The following is a 20602-nucleotide window of genomic DNA, read 5'->3' as shown; positions in this document are numbered from 1 at the left end:
TCGGGTGACAGACGATCCTGTTGCCAGGCTCTGTCCATATTCGGCCAATAACGTGTAGTTGTCATTTCAACCAACACCGGAGGTCTCCGTGTACGCAGCAGCTGGATTCCCGCCACTCATCCGCGACATCGTCACCCTCATCGCTCGCATCGGCCTCGGCGTCATCTTCTTCGCTCACGGGTGGCAGAAGTTCGACGAATGGACCGTCGCCGGAACCACCGAATCGTTCTCACAGATGGGCGTGCCCTTCCCAGAGATCGCCGCGCCGTTCGCCACCTTCGTCGAGCTCATCGGCGGCGCCCTGCTCATCCTCGGTGCACTGACACCGCTTGTCGGCGTCCTGCTTGCCGCTGATCTCATCGGCGCACTGGTCATCGTGCATGCGGTGCCGACGCCGTTCGTCGATCAGGGCGGCTGGGAACTCGTGGCGGCACTGGCCGCAGGTGCCCTTCTGCTCGCTGCAGCCGGCCCCGGACGCTGGAGCGTGGACAATGCGCTGTTCCGCGGAAAGAAGGGACAGCGCCCAAGTCGGTCCGTCGCCGCAAACTCGACGGCCGAAGCTTGAGGTCGCGTCGCCGCGCACTATCGACGGGCGACTGAGACTTCGCCCCTCAGCCCTTCAAGATGCGCAGAGAGCACGACCTTGGCACGGTCGGGCGTAAGCACGTCCGGGTGCAGGGTCGAGCGCAGCGTCAACCCATCGATGAGCGCGGCGAGCGAATCGGCTTCGAGTTCGAGGTCGAGATCGGCACGCAGGACGCCGCGCCGGCCCATATTCTCCAGGGTGCGAGCCATGAGTGCGCGGGTCCCACGTACCGAGGTCTCGAAGACGTCGGCGAGATCCGGCTGCGTGCGCGCCTCCTCCTCGAAGGCGAGCCACACCACCGACTCCCGACGACGCACGCTATCGAGCGGGAGCAGTTCGGCGAGGAAGTCGGTTGTCCTGGCCTTCGCCTCATCGCTGCTGAGCGTCCCGGACTCGAGCGCGGGCAGCAGAGCCTCCAGCCGCTCTTCCAGCCGTGAGCTCACCCGTTCGACCAGCGTCTCGAGGGCGAATCGGACGATACCTTCGGCGGTTGTGAAGTAATGGCGGATCGATCCGATCGCCAGTCCGGTCTCCTCGGCGATCGCCCGCAGAGACACCTTCGAGAATCCGTGGCTGAGAACGATGTCGAAGACGGCATCGGCGATGACTTCGCGGCGGTGGGCGGGATCGACGAACTTCGGCATAGATCTTTTATAGCACACTCCTGCTACATCGTGGTATCTTTTTAGCACGCTTCTGCTATATCAAGGAAAGGCAGACCTGCCATGCGTGCAGCACTGATCGCCATTGCCGTCATCGTCATCATCATCGTCGTCATCGTCCGACGGTTCCGCGGTGAGCCCGTCGACGCGAGGGACCTCGCAGTGCCTCCAGTCATCCTGCTGGCACTCTCGGCCAAGGAGCTGTGGGGCTTCACGCATTGGACGTCGGCGAACATCATCTTTCTCGCCGCCTCGATCGTCGTCGGCATCGGTTTCGGCATGCTCCGCGGCGCCTCGACCACCCTGTTCGCCAGGGATGGGACGCTGCATCAGAAGTACACAGCGAAGACCCTGATCGTGTGGGCTCTCAGCCTCGCGGCGGGCCTGGGCCTGCACTTCGGCGCCCATGCCATCGGCGCCGAGGAGGCGGTTCGTCCGATGACCCTGAGCATCGGCCTGAGCCTGCTGGGCGAGGCGATCACCTGCGGGTGGCGTGGTCTGCGCTCGGGCATTCCCTTCAGCCAGCGCCCCTCGGGAGGCCAGAAGAACTCGCAGAGCCGGGTCGACGACTTGAGTTCGCAGCTGTCTCAGCTGCTCGACCGCGAACGTCGACGCTGAGACCACCGCGACGATGCCAGGGCGACCGCGACCACCTCACCCATCGACAACGCGGCAGTCGGAATAGTCGGGCAGGACGATGTCGGCGGATTTCGCGAACTGCCTCGCCAGCAAGTCGCGCAGCGGCCACCGACCGGCCAGCCGCATCGATGTACGCATCAGCCAGATGCCGAGATCGCTTCTGGGCGCGAACCCCGCACCTCCGCCTGGCAGCTCCTGGGACTCGACTGCGTACGGGCGAACCAGGCGATCATAGATGCGACCCGCGAGCCGAGGGTCATGGCATCGCGCGAGCTGTCCAGCCAGGACATAGGCGCCGACCAGCGCCACGCTCGTCCCCAATCCACTCAGCGGGCTCGGAGCCGCCGCCGCGTCACCGATGAGTGCACATCTGTCCTGCCACCATCGATCCATTCTCACCTGGCCGAGCTCATCGAAAGCGAAATCCTCAGCATTCGATGCTGCAGTGAGAAGGTCTCCGGTGTGCCATCCGGCCCCGTCGAACCGCTCTCTGAGCAGTGCGAGCTGCCCCTGGCGATCGTGCCGGTCAATGCCGGCCCCCTCCCCCGAGCGAACACGGAAACTCAGCGCCGCCTTCGACTCTCCGGGCCGACGGCCCGGGCGAATGGAAGCGGCAAGTCCGCCCCGGCGATTGTAATTGTGATACCAGCCCTGACAGTCGGCAAACGCGGGAGCGGTGAACCAGGCGATGCACAGCCCGAGCGGCTCGACCACATCAGCCTCCTCGGCGAAGGCAAGCGAGCGGACAGTCGAATGCAATCCGTCGGCGCCGATGACATAGTCGAAGCGCTGACGCCGCCCAGAGAGGAAGACCACGTCGACGCCTTCGGCGTCCTGGGACAGTTCGACGATCGAGTCGTCGAAAAGGCAGTCGACTCCATCCACGCTCGCCTGAAGCAGCTCGACGAGGTCGCCGCGGAGGATCTCGATCTCAGAGACGAAGCCCTCGCCCCCGAAGGCATCGGCCGCCATGGAGGCCCTGATCCTGCCGTGCTCGTCGACCCAGGCAATGCCCTCCTGATCGAGGCTGCGCATGCGCGCCTCGTCGAGCAGTCCCATTCGTTCGATCACGGTTCGGCCCGCCCCGCGCAGGTCGACCGCCTGACCACCGCTGCGCGGCGCCTCGGCGATCTCGACGATCGTCACCGTGAAACCATATCTGCGCAGCCAGTACGCGCATGTCAGGCCTGCGATGCTGCACCCGGAGATGAGGATGTGTCTGCTCTTCATGGTCGATGACCCTAGGAACAGGGCGGCAGCGAGGGCAATAATGTACTAGTGCACTGACGCTCACGTCGGCTCGCAGCAGGCCTCCGACCGCCGCACGATCGGTGGTGTTCTAGTACGGAAGGACGATCGACATGGTGTCCGCGGCCGATATCGCAGCCGAACTGCGGGAGTCGATCCTCAGCGGGGATCTGACCGCTGGCGATCGGCTTCCTTCGGCGCGCGAAATCACGCGCACCTGGAATGTCGCAATCGCCACAGCCAGCAGAGCCCACGCACTGCTCCGCGCAGAGGGACTCGCCCACTCGGAGCCCGGAGTCGGGACCATCGTCACCAGCGGCCTCCCGATCGGTGGAAGATCAACGCAGCAGACGGCCGGAGCACACGGTCGACATTCGCCTCCCGAGATCACCCGCGCCAAGACAATCGCCGTGAATCGGATCGTCGCAGCAGGCATCGCAGTCGCCGACGCCGAAGGTTTGGACGCTGTGACCATCCGCCGTGTGGCGCATGCTCTGCAGACGGTGCCGAAGTCCCTGTACCGACACGTGTCGGATCGTCAGGAGTTCGAGCGGCGCATGATCGATTCCGCGCTGGGAGGGTGGCATCCGGGCCGATGGAGTCCGTCATGGCGAGAGCGGCTCACGGCCGGCCACCGTGAACTCTGGCGGATCTTCCGGGCGCATCCCTGGCTGGCGCAGGTCGTCTCCGTGACCCGCCCCCAGCTGGTTCCCGCCGCGCTGAGCTTCGCCGAATGGGCGCTCGAGACCCTCAGACAGGCGGGGATGGCCCCCGAAGAAGCGTTCGAGGCTCACATCGTCCTGTTCACCCAGACACGCGGCATTGCGATCCTGCTCGAACCCGAGATCGACGCCGAGTCAGAGACAGGGATCGACGCGGACGCCTGGATCGATGCCCGCAGGAACGACCTCGTCGCTCACATCTCCGACGGCCGACACCCAGCTCTCTCCGCTCTGGCCGACTCAGGCTACGAGCTCGATGTGGATCTCCTCTTCGAACGGAGCCTGTCTCTGCTCATCGCGGGACTCGCAGACCGCATCGGTCCGAGCCCCGGCAAAGAAGTCGGACTCGCAGCGCAGAAACAGCCACCCCGCGAAGGGCGGCGCTAGGAGTCGGCGGAAGTCTCGCCGCTGCCGTTGAGCAGCAGGAAACGATCGACGAGACGCACCGCCAGGTCGTCGGTCAACGGCTCGGAGCTCAGAAGCTTCGCCGCGTAGATCGGAAGCAGCACGATCTCGACGAGGTCACGCTCGGACAACCGCATCTGCCAGCCGCGACCAGCCGCCTGGGTGAGCAGATCGGCGAGCGAGTCGAGGCGGGGCCTGACGACCTCGGCCGGGATGACGCCGCCCCTCTGGGCCGCTCGCATGAGACCTGCAATGAAGGGCGAGTGTCCGGGCGGATAGGACTCGAGCGCCTCAATGACCCTGCGGGCCCATTCGAGGAGCGCCTGCCGGAGGTCTCCCGACACCGGGGGAAGTGGACTCGATTCCTCGAGCTGCTCGAACGCGAGATCGGCGAGCAGCCCGGAGACCCCGCCCCACCGTCGGTGCAGGGTCGAACGATTCACCCCTGAACGACGGGCGACCTCGGCGGTGGTGATCTCTTCGGCCGATTGCTCGTCGAGGAGCTCGGCGACCGCTCGCAGCGCCGCGGCGCGCACCCGCGCACTGCGGCCGCCCGTTCTCTCTGTCACTGAATCTGCCTGCATCTTTTCAGGCTAACACGACGAGTGTTGCATTAGAGAATGCCGGTCTCTATGATTAACACGACACATGTTGCATTAGACTTTTGGAGTGCGAATGATGAACACCGATGCCCCGACACCGAGGCGGTGGTGGATCCTGGGAGTGCTGATCCTCGGCCTCGTAGTCGTCCAGATGGATACCACGATCCTGGGAGTGGCCGTGCAGCGCCTGTCCCAGCCGGCACCAGCCGGATTGGGGTTGAGCCAGGGAGAGCTGCTGTGGTCGATCAACGCCTACACGCTGGTGATGGCCGGAATGATGCTCACGGCAGGCATGCTCGCCGACCGGCTCGGACGTCGACGAGTGCTGCTCGCCGGGACGGCGCTCTTCGGCATGGCTTCGTTGTGGTGCGCATTTTCAGTGAACGGCCCGATGCTCATCGGCGGCCGCACGGTGCTCGGTTTGGCCGCCGCGCTCATCACGCCGACGACACTGGCGGTCATCTCCCACACCTTCAGCTCCGAGGAGCGCCCGAAGGCCATCGGCATCTGGTCGGGTGGAGTCGGGATTGCGGTGGCATTGGGCCCGATCGTCGGCGGCCTGCTTCTCGACCATCTGCGGTGGGGATCGATCTTCCTGATCAATGTGCCCCTGGTGGCCATCGCCGTGATCGCTATGGCCGCGCTCGTGCCCGAGTCGCGCAATCCGCGACCGGGCAGAGTGGATGTCCCCGGGATCCTTCTGTCCATGGCGGGGATGGGTCTGCTCGTCGCCGGAATCATCCGCGGCGGAGATACGGGCGAGTGGGCAAGCAGCCGGGTCTGGCTGCCTGCCCTCGGCGGCGGCATCGCTCTCGCCACGTTCATCATGTGGGAGCGTCGCGCCCCGTCGCCCCTGATCGAAGTCGGCTGGTTCCGTATGAGGGCGTTCTCCGGATCGATCGCAGTCATGACCCTGGCGTTCTTCTCGATGCTCGGAACCACCTTCGTCATCGCGTTCTACCTCCTCAGTCTCCGACACCTCAGTGTGATCGCCACCGGTCTGCTCATGCTTCCCCTCGCCGCCGCTCAGCTCGCCTTCTCCTCCCAGACGCCGAGGCTCGCCCAGAAGTACGGTCCGCGTTCCACCAGCGCATTCGGCATGCTCGCCCTGGCATCGGCACTGCTACTCTTCTCAAGCCTCGATGTCGACAGCTCGCTCTGGAAGGTCGGGACCGCCCTGTTCCTCATCGGCGTGGGGATCGCCTTCATCATGCCCTCGGCCTCATCGGCGATCATGGCCTCCGTGCCCCGGCAGCGAGCGGGATCGGCTTCGGCAACCAGCAACACCTTCCGGCAGATCGGCGGCGCTCTGGGCACGGCTGTGCTCGGGGCGATCCTCACGAGTGTCTACCGCTCGCAGGTCACGGGCCACCTCGGCGACCTGCCTGCACAGCTGCGCGAGACTGCGGCGTCGTCGATCCAAGCGACTCAGGCCGCTCTCAGCACGGTAGGTTCCAGCGTCTCCGACCCGGCGACGATCATCGCCGCCTCGGATGCCGCATTCGTCTCGGGCCTCCACGTGTGCGCTCTGCTCGGGGCGTGCATCGCCTTGGCAGGGGCGGCGATCACTCGACTTGCGTTGCCCTCCCGCGCAGACTCACGCTGACAGGCCTCCGGTGTGCCAAGACTCTTTCCGACGCGGTCCGGCCCCAGTGATCGGATCAATCGACGAGGCGTCTCTTGGTGAGACTCGCGTGCAGCGCAGGTGCGACGAAGTAGACGATCTCCTGGCGGCTCATGCTGACAATGGGCTCGATTCGATAGACATAGCGGGTGACGAAGACTCCAGCGATGGTCGCTGCGGCGCCGCGATGCAGCTGCCGCCGGTCCCTGCTGACGCGCATCACGCACGTTTTCCAAACGCTGAGCCTCATCGGCTTGGGCGTGCGGCCGGAGCACCCGAGGACACCTCCGATTTGAGGGCACTGACCAGCTTGGATATCCTGAAACTGGAAGGAACCGACCGGGACGACCCGGTCGCTGGATAGTCACGATGAGGACGGCCTCAGAGACAGGGAGATTCTCTTATGTCCGCCGCCCTCCGCACCATCATCACGCCGACCGCGATCGTTCGGCTCGTCCTCGGCTGGGGCGCATTCCTCGCCCTGCAGCTGCTCGGTTCCCTGCTCACTCCCCCGGTGCCCATGCCGGTGCTCGTCACCGCGCTCATCGTCATCATCGCGGTCATCCTCATCTGTGCCTTCGGTGTCGTCACCGAGGCCGAGCATCTCGCGACCCGCCTCGGCGATCCCTATGGCTCGCTCGTGCTGACGATTTCGATCTGCCTCATCGAGGTCATCCTCATCGCCGCTGTCCTGCTCGGCCCCGGCGATCACGCCACGATCGCTCGCGATTCGGTGATGGCGGTGTCAATGATCATCCTCGCAGCCGTGGTCGGCCTGTGCCTGCTCATCGGTGGGCTGCGCCACGGAGCCATGGAGCACAACCGCACGGGTGTCTCGTCCTACCTCGTGATGATCGTCGTCTTCGCCGCCCTCGCCTTCGCCGTGCCCGGCCTCATCGGTTCGAACGGCAGCTACGAGACGTGGCAGGAGATTCCGATCATCGTCATCACCGTCGCCGCCTACGCCTTCTTCCTCTACCGGCAGATGGGTCCGCAGTCCCACGAATTCACCGAGGTGGCCAACCGAGCCGAACCCGAACGGCAGAACTCCGGCGACGAACCGCAGCCAATCGCCGAGATCCTCTCAACCCATCGAGTGGAGATCATCGTCCGCCTGATCCTGCTTGTGGCCACTGTTCTGCCGATCGTGCTGCTGTCCCACGATATGGCCACGCTCCTCGACGACGGGCTGGGCCGCCTCGGCGCTCCGGTCGCCCTGTCCGGGGTGATCATCGCGATGATCGTGTTCCTGCCCGAGACGCTGACGTCGCTGCGCGCGGCATGGAACGGCGAAATCCAGCGCGTGAGCAACCTCTGCCATGGGGCGCAGGTCTCGACGGTGGGGCTGACGATTCCGACGGTGCTCGTCATCGGCATGCTCACCGATCAGCAGATCGTGCTCGCCGAATCGCCGATCAACCTGGCCCTGCTCGCGATCACCCTTCTGGTCTCGACCATTGCGTTCGCGGGCAGACGGGTGACGGCCATCCACGGAGTCGCCCTGCTCGTCGTCTTCACGGTCTTCGGTCTCGCGATCTTCGCGTGAGCCTTCGCTGCTTTACCGCCTGCTGAGCGCAGCACTGGAGACAGTCCGCTGCACCGCACCATGAGCGTGTTCATGGTGCGGTGCAGCGGCAGCAGTCGGTCAGACAACCTCTTCGGTCTTCTCAGGCACGGCCACCGGGACCTGCGGACGAGCAACCCGGATCGCGACCTCGACGATGGCCAAGACGAAAATGTTGACGACCAGGCCGCTGATTCCCTCGTTGATGTTCGGACCGTGGATCGGTGAGAAGGTGAACAGCAGGACGATGAACAGCCCCGAACACAGTCCGCTGATGACCGAAGCCTTGTGGAGCTTGATCCGAGGAATCACCGCCCCGAGGATGCCGGGAACGACCTGGGTCGAACCGCTGTAGGTCAGCAGGAGCATCATGCCCAGCAGGCTCGGCATCGCCAGTGCGAAGATGAGGGCGCCGAGGCCGAAGACGACGACGAAGATCCGGTTGTAGGCGATCTTGTTCTTCTCGCCCTTGATCATGAACACGTTCTGCACGGCCAAGGGAGCGATGGCGTTGAGCAGCGCAGCTCCGGGCACCATGGCGGTGGACGCCGCGGCGACGAGGACGATGCCGGTGAGCCAGTCGGGCAGTGAGGCCGCTGCCATCTTCAGCATGGCCAGATCCCCGTCCTGACTGAGCCCGAACGCGAGGATCGCGGTGTAGCCGAGCAGCATCGGGATGCAGGCGAGCATGTTGTAGATGGGCAGGTAAATGAGGTTCTGCCGCACGACCTTCTCACTGCGTCCGGACATCAGAGCCGGCCAGGTGTGGGGCAGGGCGTAGAACATCACGCCGATGATGCTGATGGCCATGCTCGAGATGACCCAGGCCACGCCGGTCTCTCCGTGCTGGACGTAGAGCAGATCGGGCATGGAGTCCAGGATCTCCTCCACACCAAAATCGAGGCCGCCGCGGAAGTGGAAGGGCACGACGAAGGTCAGGCCGAGGACGACGACGACCATCAGCAGGTCTTTGAGGTAGGACGTGAGCGCGACTCCGCGGATGCCCGACCACAGAACGAAGCCGATGACGAGGACGAAGGCCATCACGATCGCGTAGTTCTCGTTGATCTCCCCGCCCGTGGCCACCGAGATGACGATGCCCAGCCCGGTGATCTGCAGCTGCAGATAGGGCAGGAGGAAGAGGATGCCGAAGAAGGCGGCCAGCCAGCCGAGGGTAGGGCTGTTGTAGCTGCCGCGCAGGAAGTCCGCCTGCGTCAGGTAGCCCAGCTCCTTCGCTTTGCGCCAGATCTTCGGACCGACCCAGTACATCGCGATATAGGCCAAGGGGACATAGGGGATCGAGTAGAACGCCGAAGCACCGATGGAGACGACGAGACCGACGGTGCCGAGGAAGGTGAAGGTGGTGAATGTTTCGCCCGCTTGGAGCACCCAGGCGGTGAGGACGCCGTAGTTACGTCCGCCGACGGTCCATTCCTCGATGTTCTTCACCGGACGGCGCCGCCCGATGAAACCGAAGGCCGCGATGATGATCATGCCGAGGAGACCGACGACGACTGTTGTGCTCATTCGTCGTCACCCCCGAGGTCGCGGCGGGTCTTCTCGAAGTAGATGAGGACCGCCGTGACCGGAATCGTGCTGAAGAATGTCAGCCAGACGAAGATCGCCGGCATGCCGAACCACACGTGCGGGCCGTTGATGGCCGGCAGCCAGGTGAGGAGGAAGACCCCGATGAACGGGATCGAACCGATGAGCCAATATTTCACGGATGAACTCCTTTGTTCGATACAGTCCGCCAGCGAATGCTGACGGTCGGCCTAGAAGCTGTGCCGAGCCTCCTCATCGGTGGCGACGTCGATGACCGTCCACGCCATGGACAGTCCGCCTTCGATCGCCGCGCGGTCGGCGGGCGCGCTGACGCAATGCGCGGCGAACTCGGGTTGGTGGTTGACCGCCGATCCGCAGTCGATGTCGAGCATCGGATGGATGGCGGGGACGATGCGCGAGACGTTGGCCATATCCGTCGACCCCACCGGTGACGCGTCGTCCTCGTGGTCGAAGGTCCGGCCCAGCGCCTCGGCGTTGGCCTTGTAGAGATCGGCGAGGACATTGTTGTTGTTGAACTCCGAGTACGCCGGAGCATCGCTGTCGGCCTCGAACCGGCAGCCGGTCGCCGTCGCCGCACCCTCGACGCAGGCGCGGATGCGCTGCTCGAGGCGGTTGAGAGTCTCGAGCTTCGGGGACCGGAAGTTGAAGACGAGTTCGGTCTCGGCGGGGATGACGTTGGCGGCTTCGCCCCCGTGGGAGATGAAACCATGAATCTGATCACCGGGATGAAGCTGCTGCCGCAGCAGCCCAACGGCCACCTGAGTCAGAGTCGCAGCATCGGCGGCGTTGATTCCTTCATAAGGGGCCGCAGAGGCATGAGCGTTCTTGCCGATGAAGCGAACCCGCAGCTCGCCGATCGCCAGGCAGTGGGTGCGTGACTGTTCTTTGTTCGAAGGGTGGACCATCATAGCCAGATCCACGCCGTCGAAGGCCCCGGCCTCGAGGAGGAGGACCTTGCCTCCGCCGTTCTCCTCGGCCGGGGTGCCGAAAACGACGAGAGTGATACCCAGTTCATCGACCAGAGGCGCCAGCCCGAAGGCTGCAGTCATCCCAGCCGCGGCGATGACATTGTGCCCGCAGGCGTGACCGATCCCCGGCAAGGCGTCGTACTCGACGCAGATGCCGACGGTGAGCGGCCCGTCACCGAGGGCAGCTTTGAATGCAGTGGGCATCTCGGCGAGTCCGCGTTCGAGGACGAACCCCCGTTCTTCGAGCGCGGTGCTCAGCAGCTGGGCTGCCCTGACTTCCTCGAATCCAAGCTCGGGGTCGGCATGAATACGGTGGCTGATCCCGAGGAGGACCTCTTCAGAGGCCTCGACGTTGCACTGACACATCTCCTTGATCGACATCGATCTCCTAACTGAATAGCGATTCAGCAAAAACTACCATCATCGGCGCCCGTGTCCCGAACAGCCGCGGTCGGGGTTGAGGGTCTTGGCCGCGATGTCGATGCGGTTGAGCCCCGGCCCGGCCTGATCACCGCCGGTGGCCCCCGTGTCATGCACGATCTGTCCGCCGACGATCGTGAGGTCAGCCCTCTGCTCGAGCAGAGCAGAGGGTTCGAGCCCGTAGAGATCGGCCGACCAGGCGACGAGGTCGGCATCAGCGCCGGGGCGGACGACGCCGAGGCGATCCTCGGCATGCCAGGCCCAGGACCCCTCGCGCGTGTAGCCGAACAGAGCCTGGTCGAGAGTGATGATCTCATCGGGCGTCCTCGAACGGGTCCCATCGAGTCCCGCCCGGGTCAGCGCCGAGTAGATGCCGACGAGCGGATCCATCTCCCCGACCTGCCAGTCGCTCGACAGCGCCACATGCGCTCCGCTGTCCATGAGCGATTTCACGCGCCACGCGCGGTCCCAGCGCTGCTCGCCGACATTGTCCATCCAGGTGCCTTCGATGAGGTCCGGAGAGGCATGACGAGGCTGCATCGCGGCCGTGATGCCGAGATCGGCGAACCGCGGCAGATCAGCCGGGTCGAGGCATTCGACGTGGACGATCCCGTGGCGCCGGTCGCGGGAGCCGTTGGTCGCCTGTGCCGCAGCGATGGCGTCCAAGGCGAGCCGGACTCCCCCGTCGCCGGTCGCATGGGTGTGGGTCTGGAAGCCGAGGCGGTCGAGTTCGGTGACGATGCGGCTGAGTTCGCCGATCGGGGCCGAGGGGTGCCCGCGCAGTCCGGGCCGGTTGGCATAGTCTTCGAGCATCCAGGCCGTGTGCGGTTCGATGACGTCGTCGGCGTAGAGCTTGATCGGCCCGAAGCGCAGGCGGTCACTGCGCGGAGCCTCGTCGACAGCGGTGCGCAGCTCCTTCCGGAATTCGGGGGCGGAGTCGACGGGGTGGAAGAGGGCGGCGACGACGCGGGAGGAGAGCCGGCCTTCGTTCAGTGCGCGTTCGAACAGGCCGATCTCGGCCACGGGAACCTGCGGCTCGATGACCGTGGTGATGCCCGAGCGGGTGGCCATGTCGAGGCTGCCGAGGATCTTCTTGTATCGGCGCCCGGGCGAGTACATGGGGATGTCGCGTTGGAGTGCGGCCAGGCCCGCGCTCGTCATCGCCGAGGTGTAGAAGTCAGTGACCCAGCCGGTGGCACGCCCCGAGGAATCCCGTTCGGCCCGTCCCCAGGCGATGCCCGCACCGTCGTGGATGCCCAGGAGGGTCAGGGCGGCGTCGTTGAGCCACACGGAGTGCTGGTCGTAGGTGGTGACGAAGATGGGCCGGTCGGTCAGCCCGGCGAGATCATCGGCATTGGGGCGGCGGTCGTCGACGATCGAGTAGACGGCGTTCTCCGCGCAGACCCAGTCGAGGTCGGGGCGTTCGGCAGCGAGGCGGCTGATGCGCGAACGCACCTCAGAAAGCGTCTCCGCGCCCTCGAGGCTGACTGCGTCTGGGTCGAAGCCGAGCAGCAGGTGATTGTGGCTGTCGATGATGCCCGGGGTGAGGAGATTGCCGCCGAGGCGGCGGGTCTCACGGGCGTTGGGAGCGTCCGCGGCATCGCCGACGTAGGCGATGCGTCCGCCGGCGATACCGACTGCTTCGGCCCAGGGACGGTTCGGATCGAAGGTGCGCACTCGGGCATCGGTGAGCAGCAGATCAAGCATGGGGGTCGTCCTCCTGACCGGCCGAGTTCCTGAGGACCCGGAAGCTGTCGACGCCCGAGTCCACGGCTCCGCGGACGAAGCCGGCCGGGGAGGCGGCGACGGCTTTGAGGAAGTCGACCACCTCGGTGGTGATCTCCTCGCCGGGCATGACGTTGGGTACCCCTGGCGGATAGGCGGCCAGCGAGTCCGCGGAGATCCGGCCCACGGCCTCGGCTGCGGGCACGAGCTCAGTGGCGGCGAAGTACCCCTCCCGCGGGCGCACGCGCATCCGTCCAGGAGCGGGCAGCTCCGGGAAGTCCATCTGCGCGTTTCCTTTCGCGGCTTCGGCCCGACCCTCAGGCGATGCAATGACTTGGACAAGGGTGGCGAAGACGGCGTCGACGTCGGGCGTCTTGCCGGCGCCGATGACGGCGACGAGCGTGGTGTCGGTCGACATCTCGAAGTACATATCGTGCTCGGTCATCAGCCTGTTGCGGACCCAATGGGCGCTGATGCCGGTGCCGGAGAGGTCGATGGGTACACGGAGGAGATCGGTCTCGGCGATGTCGGGGAAGTCGCCGAAGCCCTCGCCGACGTCGGCGAGGCGCTCATCGGTCTCGATCAGCTCGCGGAAGCGGATCGCCGTGTCGATCGACCGGCCGATCCTGTCTTCACCCGTGGCCAGGGCGCGCCGAGCGACGTCGAGCGAGCCCATGAGCAGCGCCGAGGAGGAGGTCGAGGCCGTCATCGTCAGCGCGCGGGCGATGAGAGGTTCGAGCACCTCGGCGAAGGGTCCTTCGCCGAGGTGGAGCATCGCCGATTGAGTGAGCGACCCGGCGAGCTTGTGGGTGCTTGAGACGACGAGGTCGGCGCCGAGGCGGGCCGGGGATTCGGGCAGGCTCGGGTGGAATCCGAAGTGCGGGCCCCAGGCGCCGTCGACGATGAGCGGCGCCCCGTGAGCGTGGGCGACCTCGGACAAACCGTGGACATCGGCGACAGAGCCGAAGTAGCTCGGGGAGACGATGTAGGCCGCCGAGGCGGGACGGCCTTCACACTCGGCCAGACTCATGGCAGCGTCAAGGGAGGCAGCAGAGACACCGTGGGCGATCCCATTGGAGGAGTCGACGGAGGGCAGGACATAGCTGGAGTGGAGGCCGGCGAGCACGACGCCGTCGCTGAAACTCGAATGCGCACTGCGCTGGGCGATGACGTTCTCGCCGAGGCCGGCGATGGCGAGCGCGACGGTGCGGTTGGCCTGGGAGGCGCCGTTGGTGAGGAACCAGGTGCGGCGGGCTCCCCAGGCATCGGCGGCCAGTGCCAGCGAGTCGGCAAAGGGAGAGTCGTCCTCGAGGTCGATGCCCTCGAGCAGCATGGGCACGTCGAGGCTCACGGCCTTCTCGCCGATGAAGTCGGTCAGCAGGTCGCTGGTGCCGGCGTCGGTGCCGCCGTGACCGGGCACCATGAGTTTGATCGAATCGCGTGAGGCCAGCGCTCTCAGGGCATCCGAGTACGGAGCCTGATCCTGGTCGAGACGGTAGCGGTGATCCCCGAGGCGGTGCTGCGGGCGTGAGGTATCCGTGAGCGATTCCAACATAGGGCTATCGTCACGCATCAGATCCGTGGGAGGAATCCCCCAGATCTCTGGCTCGCTCCATATACCGTATGGAGCCAAGAGCTCGAACCGCGTAGTATCGGGGCATGCTCGATCTTCGTCAGATGAAGGCCCTGACCGCGGTGGCTCAGAAGGGCTCGGTCGCCCGCGCGGCCAAGCAGCTGGGCTGGAGTCAGCCTTCGGTCGACTACCATCTGCGCAACCTCGACCGACTCTGCGGCACCCCTTTGGTCGAGCGCTCGACGCAGGGATCGACGCTGACGACGGCCGGGGAGATCATGCTCGACAGGGCACAGCGGATCCTCACCCTGTCGCAACGGGCCCTGCACGATGTCCGCGCACATGCGCAGAGCGGTCTGACGCGGGTGAAGTTCGGCACCTTCCCCACGGCCGCCTCGGCTCTGCTGCCCTCGATCGCCAAGAAGTCGAAGCTCGCCGGTCTGCACATCGACAGCACACTCGAGGAGATCTACCAGCTCGTCGCCCATGTCAATCAGCACGAGTACGATGCTGTGCTGCTCTATTCGGTACCCGGCTATGATCTGCCCTTCACCGAGACGGTGAGGACGACCGAGGTGTTCCGCGAGCCGATGCGGCTGGCGCTGCCGGTCTCGCATCCTCTGGCGGGTCGGGAATCGATCGACGTAGAGACCCTGGTCGGACTGCAGGATGAGAACTGGCTGCTCGGCGCGACCCGGGACGATCCGATCGACACCGTCGTCGTCGACGCTTTCAAGGCCGCCGGCCATCAGCTGGAGGTCGAGTTCCGCACCGACGACTACTCGGTGATGCTCGGCATGATCGCCGCAGAGATGGTCGTCGGCCTCGTCCCACTGCTCGCCTCGATGGGCCCCCATCCGGGAGTGGCCCTGCTGCCGATCGAAGACCCTGCTTTCTCCCGCTCGCTCCTGCTGGCCACTCCGCAGAGTCCGGCCGGCTCCGAGCTCGCGGCGAACACCCGCCGGCTCTCGAGCATCATCACCGAGTGCCTGAGCCTGCTCAGCTAGGGAGCCGGGGCGCGTTCGGCGATCCTGCCACAGTATCCACCGCAGCAGAGTACTATGTTTTTCATACTAAATATAGTATGTTTTCCGTACTATATAGTTCGCCAGCTGAGCTGCCAGGAGGTTCAGATGCACATCAGCGTATTCGGCGCAGCCGGCCCAACAGGCCTCTGGGTATGCAGAGAAGCCAGGAAAGCCGGCCACACAGTCACCGCCGTCAGCCGGCGCACCGACCCGCTCCCGCTGCCTGACGACCCCAGCCTGAATACCGTTTGCGCCGATGCCGTCACCGGCACAGGTGTGGCTGAAGCGGTCGCGGGCTCTGACGCCGTCATCTCCTCACTCGGGTCTGCCTACAGCCGCCGACCGATCAGCGTCTATTCCGAAGGAACCCGACACATCGTCGACGCCATGCGGAGCAGCGGGCGCAGCAGCCGGCTCATCGTTGTCAGTGCCGGACTGACGTATCCGCCTCCGCCCATGAACTGGTTCGCAGATCATCTGGTCTTCCCTCTTCTACGCGGAGTCATCGGGAGAACTCTCTACGCCGACATGCGGGCGATGGAGGAGTATCTCCAGACGGTCCGCGACATCGATTGGACCGTGGTCCGACCCGGAAGACTGATCAACGATGATGCCGTCTCCGACTTTCGTCTCGAGCCCGGCAACCCCACACGCGGATTCACCTCTCGACCCGATCTGGCCGCCGCCATGGTCAGTCTGCTGCCCGGCAATGAATATTCGCGTTCGGTCGTTGCTCCGACAACCGACGTCAGAAGGCGGAAGCGTTGAGCGACGCGGACAGTCTCCGAGAAGCCGTTCGAATGCTGCGCATCGAGCTGCGCATCGTCAACGACAGAGTGGCGATGGCCGCCGGACTCAACCCCCGCGACCTCGATATTCTCGACATTATCGACCGGGATGGTCCGTGCACGCCCTCGTACCTGTCCGACCGGACCGGCTATCACCGCGCCACCCTGACAGGGATCCTGTCGCGGCTGGTCAAAGACGGATGGCTCATTCGCGACAGCCACCCCGAAGACGGGCGCTCGGCTCGGCTTACTCCCTCGACCCGCTTCGCTGAGCTGCGCGAACTCTATGCCCCCGTCGACGAAGCGTCGACCGACCTGATGAAGAGGCTCTCTTCCCACGACCGAAAGAGACTTGCCGAGGTGCTCCACGAGGTCGCCGCCGTCACGCGACAGGCTTCGTCCGACATCACGCCGCCGCTTCTGTAGGCTGACTGAAGAATATTCAGCCAGGACGAATGCGCACCATGAGCACACAGGACACATCACTGGCCGGAGTCTCTTTGGAGGGGTCGAGTCGGTTCGTCGCCGCCATCGGACTCACCGTCGCCGAGGTCACAGCCACCTCGGTGAGGACCACCCCCCATGGGGCGTCGTCCACGGCGGCGTCCACAACACCACCGACTTCCTCCGCCCCAGCACGGGCGGGCCGGACCTATCCCTGCGCCCGCTCCCGCAGGGCGTTCTTGCGGATCTTGCCGGTCGAGGTCGTCGGCAGCTCAGCGACGAGTTCGATGCCGGCCGGTGCCTTATAGGAGGCGATCCGGGTCTTGACGAAGGCGATGAGGTCGTCTTCGGCCACGTCGGCGTCGTCTTTGAGCACGACGTAGGCGAGCGGGCGCTGCCCCCACTTGTCATCGGGCATGCCGACGACGGCCGCCTCGGCGACGGATTCGTGGGCGACGATGGCCTGCTCGACCTCGATCGTGGAGATGTTCTCACCGCCGGAGATCACGATGTCCTTCGCACGGTCGAGGATCTGGACGTAGCCGTCTTCGTGCATGACGGCGAGGTCGCCGGTGTGGAACCAGCCGCCGCGGAACGCCTCGGCGGTGGCTTCAGGGGCGTTGAGGTAGCCCTTCATGACATTGTTTCCGCGCATGATGATCTCACCCATCGTCGTCCCGTCGCGGGGCACATCGGTGAGCACATCATCGTCGCGCAGCTCGACCACGCGCATACGGTCGGCGCTGATCATGCCGATTCCCTGGCGTGATTTCAGAGCTGCACGCTCCTGGACGGGCAGGCCGGTCCATTCGGGCTGAGGTTCGCACGAGGAGTACGGGCCGTAGGATTCGGTGAGTCCGTAGACGTGGATGACCTCGATGCCGAGCTCTTCGAGCAGCGCGATCGTCGTCGGCGACGGCGGTGCACCGGCCGTGGTGATCGACAGGGCGCCGCCGAGGTCGTGGGCTTCACCGGCTCCGGCGATCGTGTTGAGCACGACTGGGGCGCCGGCCATGCGGGTGACGTTCTCCTCGTCGATGAGCCGCCACGCCTCCGGTCCGCGCACGGCCCGGATGCACACGTGTGTGCCCGATACCGCGGTCAGTGCCCAGGTCGTGCACCAGCCGTTGCAGTGGAACATCGGCAGCGTCCACAGGTATCGGGTGAGCGGGGCGAAGTCCTGCGTGATGACCTCTCCGAGCGAGTTCAGATACGCCCCGCGGTGCGAATACATCACGCCCTTCGGCCTGCCCGTTGTGCCCGAGGTGTAGTTGACGGTGATCGTCGTGGTCTCGTCCGCGACTTCATAGGACCGCGGTGATTCCGGCGCCGAGGCGGTCCACTCGGAATACGCCTCCACGCTGAGACCCGCGGCGCTCACTTCGCCAGGGGTTCCGTCCTCGTTCGGGTGGACGACGATGGCTTCGACCGAGTCTGCCGCGCCGGCGTCGATGACCGGTCGGAGGAGTCCGGCATCGCCGAAGAGGAACTTCACCTCGCTGTGGCCGAGGATGTACTCGACCTCGGGCGGGGCCAGGCGCGTGTTGAGCATGACGAGTACACCACCGGCCAGCGGAACCGCGTAGTGGGCGATGAGCGCCTCAGCACTGTTGGGAGCGAGCACGGCCACGGTGTCACCGTCGCTGAGACCGCGACGTCGGAGACCCTCGGCGAGGTTCTGCACGGTCTCAGCCATCTGGCGATAGGTGAAGCGGCGGGGCCCGTCGACGATCGCCTCCCGGTCGGGGTGGGCTTCCAGGGAGCGCTCGAGGAAGCGCAGCGGAGTCAGGGCGGTATCCAGTCCGGACATGGTCGGTCTCCTCATCGTCGGTGATCGTGGCGGCCGTCGACATGAGCAGCTGCGACGGTGTTCGACCTCAGACTACCGAGCGACTGTGATCGCGTGCACACCACCCTCGCCGAGGCGGCCGATCGACAGGCCGATCGACAGCGTGGACGTTGTCCGTGCGTGCTCCGTCCGGTGACTGCGATGTCTCGGCTATTCGCAGCCGACTCCGTCACCGTCCCGGTCGAGGTGCGAGCCGTATCCGGGTTCCCCGCGGTGGACAGGTGCGGCACCGGCTTCGCGCGCGGCCGTGCAGTTCTCGAAGTGGGTCGACGAGTTCGACGAACCGCTCGACGACGGCCCCGAACCGGACGCCCCTGTGCCCGATGACCCCGAACTCGAGGACTTCTGCTTCGCCGGGCGGGTCTCTTCCTTCGTGGTGACATTGTCACCGTCACCGGGACCGGGCCAGTCGACATCCTCGGTGAAGGCGGGCTGGTCGTCGCATCTGCTCAGCACACGCTGCATGGCGTCCTTCTCCGCTTTGACCACCCACAGCCCGTATTTGTGTTTGACGGCGATCTGTCGGGCGACGTATTCGCAGCGGTAGCTCTTGTTCGGCGGCAGCCAGGTTGCGGCGTCGCCGTCGCCCTTCTATCGGGAAGCTCCGATATCAGATGGCTCGGAGTTCCTCACCTGTAGAGATCTCTGATGGCTTACATCGAGAATGCATGAATAGATTGCATAACCGGTTGATCTCGCGGAATCCTGGGCAGGGCGTGGGGTTCGCGGTATAAGGGGCATATGACTCCTGTCGACGCCGCCAGCGAACCAGATGAACATGGCCGAGCGTCACCTCCTGTTTTGAAGAATCCCATTTTTCGACGATTGTGGCTGGCCAATTTTGCCGGCGACATGGGCAACCAGGTCACCACCTTCGCGTTAAGCATCACCGCCGTCGTGTTCCTCAACGCTTCGGCGTTTGAAGTTGGACTCATCGCCGCGTTGTCTCGCAGTGCATATCTCTTCTTCGGCATTCCCGCCGGTGTGTGGATTGATCAATGGTCGCGCAAATGGGTGCTAGTCGGCTTTGCCTCACTGCAGACCATCGTTGTTGCCTCCGTGCCCGTGGCATTCGCATTCCATAATCTGACAGTCATTCAACTGATCATCATGGCCCCACTACTCAGTATTTCTTCGCTCTTCTTCGATGTTGCCCACACCGCAGTGTTGCCGACGTTAGTCGGCCGCGACCGCGTCTCGGAGGCAAACGCGCGCCTAAGTATTTCTGACAACACGGCAGGAATTATCGCTCCCGGTGCCGCTGGCGCACTACTTAAGATCATCTCAGCACCGTTGCTGTATGTGGTCTCTACTGTGGCGAGTCTGATCACAGCCTGCCTCGTGTCCACGATCAAAGCCACCGATCCACCGGCAACCTCACAGAAGCGGGAGAGGTTCTGGTCTTCCATGACTGCTGGGCTTCGTTACGTGGGAACGAACGTTGTGTTGCGTACTTTCATCATCACCGCGGGAACAGTCAATCTCGGTGCTGGATTGATCAACGCAATTTATCCGGTCTTCATTCTGCGCGATCTTGGCCTCACCGCCAGCCAGATGGGGTTGGCAGTGTCGATCGGGGCAGTCGGCGGCATTGCGGGGTCACTAATCGGGCTGAGACTCATGAATCTGTGGGGAGAGATCCGCACGATCGTAGTTGCGGTCTGCTGCCTCGCAATCGCTTTCGTGCTTGCACCGCTAACCCCGATCATCCCACTGCCAGCGTTCGCACTGGTTTGCATCGTGGAGTTCTTGATTGGCTTCATCATCGTCACGTACGGCATCAGCACCAGCGGTATCGTCGCGCGCGTGACCCCGAATTCCATGCTCGGCCGCGTGACCAGTGCCCAACGCTTCGTCATATACGGTTCAGTACCGCTGGGCGCGTTGGCTGGGGGAGCTCTCGCCACGTGGATCGGTAACGGAAATGCGCTGTTCTTCGCCGTGGCGTGCATCTTTCTCGGCGTCGTGTCCTTGTTCCTATCACCGTTGCGTTCTCAACGAACCTTGCCGTCCGAGTGGGAGGTACTTTGATCAGGAGATCCCAGTACGCTTTTTGGTCAACCCTCGGCTGATCACCCATGCCGAGGGCTAAACTGGCTAAGACTTAGATATCGGAAGCTGACTGATCGCGCTCGGCCGGCTTTCGGCTCACTTCGAATCGAAGTGCTCCTGGTAAATCCGTTCGGCGA

The 20602-nt window shown here is 64.8% G+C and carries 20 protein-coding genes and 2 pseudogenes; 9 read left to right on the top strand and 13 right to left on the bottom strand.

Annotation, left to right across the window (positions count from 1 at the left end; translation table 11 throughout):
• Positions 1 to 88: 88 nt before the first annotated feature.
• A complete protein-coding gene (locus ACSE4D_RS12310) occupies positions 89 to 565 on the top strand; it encodes a DoxX family protein (protein ID WP_426937162.1) in 477 nt (158 codons plus the stop codon).
• Positions 566 to 582: 17 nt separating this feature from the next.
• On the opposite strand, the gene ACSE4D_RS12305 is transcribed toward ACSE4D_RS12310, so the two are convergent.
• The gene (locus ACSE4D_RS12305; protein ID WP_426937161.1) at positions 583 to 1230 is read right to left on the bottom strand and encodes a TetR/AcrR family transcriptional regulator; all 648 of its coding nucleotides are present in this window, start codon (positions 1228 to 1230) and stop codon (positions 583 to 585) included.
• 81 nt (positions 1231 to 1311) lie between these two features.
• On the opposite strand from ACSE4D_RS12305, the gene ACSE4D_RS12300 reads away from it, so the two are divergent.
• The gene (locus tag ACSE4D_RS12300) at positions 1312 to 1866 is read left to right on the top strand and encodes a hypothetical protein (protein ID WP_426937160.1); all 555 of its coding nucleotides are present in this window, start codon (positions 1312 to 1314) and stop codon (positions 1864 to 1866) included.
• Between the two features lie 36 nt (positions 1867 to 1902).
• Here the strand turns inward: ACSE4D_RS12300 and ACSE4D_RS12295 are convergent, their stop codons facing one another.
• Positions 1903 to 3117 carry an FAD-dependent monooxygenase gene (locus tag ACSE4D_RS12295; RefSeq protein ID WP_426937159.1) on the bottom strand — a complete coding sequence of 405 codons (1215 nt, stop codon included), beginning with the start codon at positions 3115 to 3117 and terminating at the stop codon, positions 1903 to 1905.
• Between the two features lie 131 nt (positions 3118 to 3248).
• On the opposite strand from ACSE4D_RS12295, the gene ACSE4D_RS12290 reads away from it, so the two are divergent.
• On the top strand, positions 3249 to 4244 hold the full coding sequence (locus ACSE4D_RS12290) for a TetR/AcrR family transcriptional regulator C-terminal domain-containing protein (RefSeq protein ID WP_426937158.1): 996 nt from the start codon (positions 3249 to 3251) through the stop codon (positions 4242 to 4244).
• Here ACSE4D_RS12290 and ACSE4D_RS12285 read toward each other — a convergent pair.
• Positions 4241 to 4831, bottom strand: a complete 591-nt coding sequence (locus ACSE4D_RS12285; protein ID WP_167854391.1) for a TetR-like C-terminal domain-containing protein — start codon at positions 4829 to 4831, stop codon at positions 4241 to 4243. The genes ACSE4D_RS12290 and ACSE4D_RS12285 overlap by 4 nt on opposite strands.
• A gap of 106 nt (positions 4832 to 4937) precedes the next feature.
• On the opposite strand from ACSE4D_RS12285, the gene ACSE4D_RS12280 reads away from it, so the two are divergent.
• Entirely contained in the window at positions 4938 to 6470 is a 1533-nt protein-coding gene (locus ACSE4D_RS12280) for an MFS transporter (RefSeq protein ID WP_426937157.1), read from the top strand.
• Positions 6471 to 6525: 55 nt separating this feature from the next.
• Here the strand turns inward: ACSE4D_RS12280 and ACSE4D_RS12275 are convergent, their stop codons facing one another.
• Positions 6526 to 6708 carry a hypothetical protein gene (locus ACSE4D_RS12275; RefSeq protein WP_426937156.1) on the bottom strand — a complete coding sequence of 61 codons (183 nt, stop codon included), beginning with the start codon at positions 6706 to 6708 and terminating at the stop codon, positions 6526 to 6528.
• Between the two features lie 183 nt (positions 6709 to 6891).
• Here ACSE4D_RS12275 and ACSE4D_RS12270 point away from each other — a divergent pair, with 183 nt between their 5' ends.
• Positions 6892 to 8034, top strand: coding sequence for a calcium:proton antiporter (locus ACSE4D_RS12270; RefSeq protein ID WP_426937155.1), 1143 nt, complete (start codon positions 6892 to 6894; stop codon positions 8032 to 8034).
• Positions 8035 to 8133: 99 nt separating this feature from the next.
• On the opposite strand, the gene ACSE4D_RS12265 is transcribed toward ACSE4D_RS12270, so the two are convergent.
• The 5 genes from ACSE4D_RS12265 to ACSE4D_RS12245 are packed head-to-tail and all read right to left on the bottom strand — an operon-like array spanning position 8134 to position 14286.
• Positions 8134 to 9579 (bottom strand): sodium:solute symporter family protein, encoded by a 1446-nt coding sequence (locus tag ACSE4D_RS12265; RefSeq protein WP_426937154.1) that lies wholly within the window; start codon positions 9577 to 9579, stop codon positions 8134 to 8136.
• On the bottom strand, positions 9576 to 9776 hold the full coding sequence (locus ACSE4D_RS12260; protein WP_101572654.1) for a hypothetical protein: 201 nt from the start codon (positions 9774 to 9776) through the stop codon (positions 9576 to 9578). Before ACSE4D_RS12260 ends, ACSE4D_RS12265 begins: the two co-directional genes overlap by 4 nt.
• Before the next feature lie 51 nt (positions 9777 to 9827).
• On the bottom strand, positions 9828 to 10967 hold the full coding sequence (locus ACSE4D_RS12255) for a M20 family metallopeptidase (protein ID WP_426937153.1): 1140 nt from the start codon (positions 10965 to 10967) through the stop codon (positions 9828 to 9830).
• Positions 10968 to 11006: 39 nt separating this feature from the next.
• On the bottom strand, positions 11007 to 12713 hold the full coding sequence (locus ACSE4D_RS12250; RefSeq protein ID WP_426937152.1) for an amidohydrolase: 1707 nt from the start codon (positions 12711 to 12713) through the stop codon (positions 11007 to 11009).
• A complete protein-coding gene (locus tag ACSE4D_RS12245; RefSeq protein ID WP_426937151.1) occupies positions 12706 to 14286 on the bottom strand; it encodes an aminotransferase class I/II-fold pyridoxal phosphate-dependent enzyme in 1581 nt (526 codons plus the stop codon). The genes ACSE4D_RS12250 and ACSE4D_RS12245 overlap by 8 nt, the downstream gene beginning before the upstream one ends.
• A gap of 104 nt (positions 14287 to 14390) precedes the next feature.
• Here ACSE4D_RS12245 and ACSE4D_RS12240 point away from each other — a divergent pair, with 104 nt between their 5' ends.
• From ACSE4D_RS12240 to ACSE4D_RS12230, 3 genes are all read left to right on the top strand, one after another.
• Positions 14391 to 15311 (top strand): LysR family transcriptional regulator, encoded by a 921-nt coding sequence (locus ACSE4D_RS12240; protein WP_426937150.1) that lies wholly within the window; start codon positions 14391 to 14393, stop codon positions 15309 to 15311.
• Between the two features lie 126 nt (positions 15312 to 15437).
• Positions 15438 to 16100 carry an NAD(P)-dependent oxidoreductase gene (locus tag ACSE4D_RS12235; RefSeq protein WP_426937149.1) on the top strand — a complete coding sequence of 221 codons (663 nt, stop codon included), beginning with the start codon at positions 15438 to 15440 and terminating at the stop codon, positions 16098 to 16100.
• Between the two features lie 32 nt (positions 16101 to 16132).
• Positions 16133 to 16546, top strand: coding sequence for a MarR family transcriptional regulator (locus ACSE4D_RS12230; protein ID WP_426937148.1), 414 nt, complete (start codon positions 16133 to 16135; stop codon positions 16544 to 16546).
• Positions 16547 to 16562: 16 nt separating this feature from the next.
• On the opposite strand, the gene ACSE4D_RS12225 is transcribed toward ACSE4D_RS12230, so the two are convergent.
• The 4 genes and pseudogenes from ACSE4D_RS12225 to ACSE4D_RS12210 form a co-directional block, all read right to left on the bottom strand.
• Entirely contained in the window at positions 16563 to 16718 is a 156-nt protein-coding gene (locus ACSE4D_RS12225; RefSeq protein ID WP_426937147.1) for a hypothetical protein, read from the bottom strand.
• Positions 16719 to 16772: 54 nt separating this feature from the next.
• Positions 16773 to 18374 (bottom strand): AMP-binding protein, encoded by a 1602-nt coding sequence (locus ACSE4D_RS12220; protein WP_426937146.1) that lies wholly within the window; start codon positions 18372 to 18374, stop codon positions 16773 to 16775.
• Between the two features lie 189 nt (positions 18375 to 18563).
• Positions 18564 to 18671, bottom strand: a pseudogene (locus ACSE4D_RS12215) (excalibur calcium-binding domain-containing protein); the annotation flags it as partial.
• Positions 18672 to 18854: 183 nt separating this feature from the next.
• Positions 18855 to 19004, bottom strand: a pseudogene (locus ACSE4D_RS12210) (GmrSD restriction endonuclease domain-containing protein); the annotation flags it as partial.
• 150 nt (positions 19005 to 19154) lie between these two features.
• Between ACSE4D_RS12210 and ACSE4D_RS12205 the strand changes: the two are divergent.
• Entirely contained in the window at positions 19155 to 20444 is a 1290-nt protein-coding gene (locus ACSE4D_RS12205; protein WP_426937145.1) for an MFS transporter, read from the top strand.
• The last annotated feature ends 158 nt before the right edge of the window (positions 20445 to 20602 follow it).

The sequence above is a fragment of the Brevibacterium sp. FAM 27836 genome (assembly GCF_051351055.1).
In the GTDB taxonomy this organism is placed as follows: Bacteria; Actinomycetota; Actinomycetes; order Actinomycetales; family Brevibacteriaceae; genus Brevibacterium.
Note: the sequence above shows the minus strand (reverse complement) of the source record. Positions and strands in the feature narration are given on the sequence as shown.

What these genes read in the sequence shown, in the direction of transcription:
- ACSE4D_RS12235 (WP_426937149.1), top strand. Translation starts at nt 15,438, where the DNA reads ATGCACATCAGCGTATTCGGCGCAGCCGGCCCAACAGGCCTCTGGGTA.
- ACSE4D_RS12280 (WP_426937157.1), top strand. Translation starts at nt 4,938, where the DNA reads ATGATGAACACCGATGCCCCGACACCGAGGCGGTGGTGGATCCTGGGA.
- ACSE4D_RS12230 (WP_426937148.1), top strand. Translation starts at nt 16,133, where the DNA reads ATGCTGCGCATCGAGCTGCGCATCGTCAACGACAGAGTGGCGATGGCC.
- ACSE4D_RS12275 (WP_426937156.1), bottom strand. Translation starts at nt 6,708, where the DNA reads ATGCGCGTCAGCAGGGACCGGCGGCAGCTGCATCGCGGCGCCGCAGCG.
- ACSE4D_RS12205 (WP_426937145.1), top strand. Translation starts at nt 19,155, where the DNA reads ATGACTCCTGTCGACGCCGCCAGCGAACCAGATGAACATGGCCGAGCG.
- ACSE4D_RS12265 (WP_426937154.1), bottom strand. Translation starts at nt 9,579, where the DNA reads ATGAGCACAACAGTCGTCGTCGGTCTCCTCGGCATGATCATCATCGCG.
- ACSE4D_RS12245 (WP_426937151.1), bottom strand. Translation starts at nt 14,286, where the DNA reads ATGTTGGAATCGCTCACGGATACCTCACGCCCGCAGCACCGCCTCGGG.
- ACSE4D_RS12270 (WP_426937155.1), top strand. Translation starts at nt 6,892, where the DNA reads ATGTCCGCCGCCCTCCGCACCATCATCACGCCGACCGCGATCGTTCGG.
- ACSE4D_RS12220 (WP_426937146.1), bottom strand. Translation starts at nt 18,374, where the DNA reads ATGTCCGGACTGGATACCGCCCTGACTCCGCTGCGCTTCCTCGAGCGC.
- ACSE4D_RS12240 (WP_426937150.1), top strand. Translation starts at nt 14,391, where the DNA reads ATGCTCGATCTTCGTCAGATGAAGGCCCTGACCGCGGTGGCTCAGAAG.
- ACSE4D_RS12250 (WP_426937152.1), bottom strand. Translation starts at nt 12,713, where the DNA reads ATGCTTGATCTGCTGCTCACCGATGCCCGAGTGCGCACCTTCGATCCG.
- ACSE4D_RS12305 (WP_426937161.1), bottom strand. Translation starts at nt 1,230, where the DNA reads ATGCCGAAGTTCGTCGATCCCGCCCACCGCCGCGAAGTCATCGCCGAT.
- ACSE4D_RS12300 (WP_426937160.1), top strand. Translation starts at nt 1,312, where the DNA reads ATGCGTGCAGCACTGATCGCCATTGCCGTCATCGTCATCATCATCGTC.
- ACSE4D_RS12290 (WP_426937158.1), top strand. Translation starts at nt 3,249, where the DNA reads ATGGTGTCCGCGGCCGATATCGCAGCCGAACTGCGGGAGTCGATCCTC.
- ACSE4D_RS12255 (WP_426937153.1), bottom strand. Translation starts at nt 10,967, where the DNA reads ATGTCGATCAAGGAGATGTGTCAGTGCAACGTCGAGGCCTCTGAAGAG.
- ACSE4D_RS12295 (WP_426937159.1), bottom strand. Translation starts at nt 3,117, where the DNA reads ATGAAGAGCAGACACATCCTCATCTCCGGGTGCAGCATCGCAGGCCTG.